General features: G+C 39.8%; 2 protein-coding genes. Both read left to right on the top strand.

Annotation, left to right across the window (positions count from 1 at the left end; genetic code table 11):
- A partial coding sequence (locus tag EXT48_RS23480) for a non-ribosomal peptide synthetase (RefSeq protein WP_165384142.1) occupies window positions 1–1413 on the top strand: 1413 nt, incomplete at its 5' end.
- Between the two features lies 1 nt (window position 1414).
- A partial coding sequence (locus EXT48_RS23475; protein WP_240703437.1) for a condensation domain-containing protein occupies window positions 1415–1795 on the top strand: 381 nt, incomplete at its 3' end.

Genomic DNA, 1795 nt, shown 5'->3' with positions numbered 1-1795 from the left:
GGGCTTACCTCAAGTCATTTGGCATATGTAATTTATACATCGGGGTCAACGGGACAACCAAAAGGCGTGATGGTTGAGCACCATAATACGGTAGCAATGCTGTCATGGGGAAGAGAAACATTCAGTCTTACTGAGTTAGCCAATGTACTCGCATCAACGTCTCTGAATTTCGATCTTTCGATTTATGAACTGTTTTTACCTTTGAGCTCGGGAACGACAGTATGTATTGTCAATTCAATATTAGACTTAGTCACTGCAGATTTAGCACAAGATATAAGCTTAATAAATACAGTTCCATCAGCTATGGATGCGTTGTTGAAGTTAGAAGCGATACCTCAGAGCGTGGAGGTAGTAAATCTTGCAGGAGAGGCATTACACAACAGTTTAGTTCAAAGTATTTTTAGGCAAAAGCCAAGTTTAAAGGTATATAATCTTTATGGTCCATCAGAAGATACAACCTACTCAACTTTTGCTTGTTTCACAGAAGCTGAGATAGAGATCCCACATATAGGAAAGGTTATCAGTAACAGCTCAGCGTTTATTCTGGATGAGAAAATGGCATTGGTGCCACGGGGATCGATAGGTGAGCTTTACTTAGGCGGTGCAGGTATCACTCGAGGGTATCTGAATAAAAGCGAGTTAACGGCAGAGCGCTTTATAGATAATCCGTTTTATAGAGAAGGGCAATCCGGCAGCAGCAAGCGTTTATATAAGACAGGGGATTTAGTTAGATATAGACCAAGTGGAGACTTAGAGTTTTTGGGTAGGCTAGACGACCAAGTGAAAATCCGAGGATTTAGGATAGAGCTTGGAGAGATAGAGCATAGTCTCGCGATGTTGGCAGGCGTTGATTCAGCGTTGGTGATTGCACAAATGCAAGGAGATAGCAAACAGTTGGTAGGGTATGTGAAGCCGACGGAGAAAGTAAAGGAGGAAGTAGTAGGAGACTATGTCAATAGAATAAAAACGACATTAAGGAAAACTCTGCCAGAGTATATGGTGCCTGGTGTTATTTTATTGGTTACAGAGTGGCCATTGACGAGTAATGGTAAAGTAGACAAGAAAGCACTGCCGCGAGCAGAATACCGAAGTATCAAGACTCATTATCATGCACCTGAAACTGAAAGCGAACAAAAAATAATTAGTATCTGTAGTGCTTTGCTTAATCTAGATAATGTTGAAATAGGCACAGATGCAAACTTCTTTGAGCTAGGCGGTAACTCATTATTACTGGTAAGACTACTTAGCGCCATACAAGTCGAGTTTGGTATTTCCTTACAATTGCAAAGTGTATATGAAATTACAGACATAAAAGAACTCGCATCTTTGTGCGATTCGATCTCTATAAAAATGAAAATGCAAGAAAAACTAGAGCACAGAGTTCAGGTAGAGCTTGAAGAAGTGGAGTTTTAAAGTGAACGCTAAAGATATTATTACTGAGCTACTATCCTCTGATATTAATTTGTTTATAAATGATGCTGGCATATTAAAGGCGCAAGCCCCTAAAGGCGCTGTAACAGAAAGTATTGCTCGCTTGATCAAAGAGAATAAAGAAAGTTTGATTTCTTATTTAGTTCAGTTAAGTGAAATTAATTTGCAAGGAAATAATAGTGAGACAAAAATATCGGTAATTCATAGGAGCAAAGAACAAACGACTTACCCGGTGTCTTTTTCCCAGCAACGACTGTGGTTTATCGATAAACTTCAAGGCGGCACGCCGGAATACAACATGCCAATGGTCTTTAGAGTCACAGGAACGTTTTCACTGAAAGTGTTAACACAGGTATTTGAGACG

Source organism: Pseudoalteromonas sp. CO348 (assembly GCF_004208845.1).
Lineage (GTDB): Bacteria > Pseudomonadota > Gammaproteobacteria > Enterobacterales > Alteromonadaceae > Pseudoalteromonas > Pseudoalteromonas maricaloris.
Note: the sequence above shows the minus strand (reverse complement) of the source record. Positions and strands in the feature narration are given on the sequence as shown.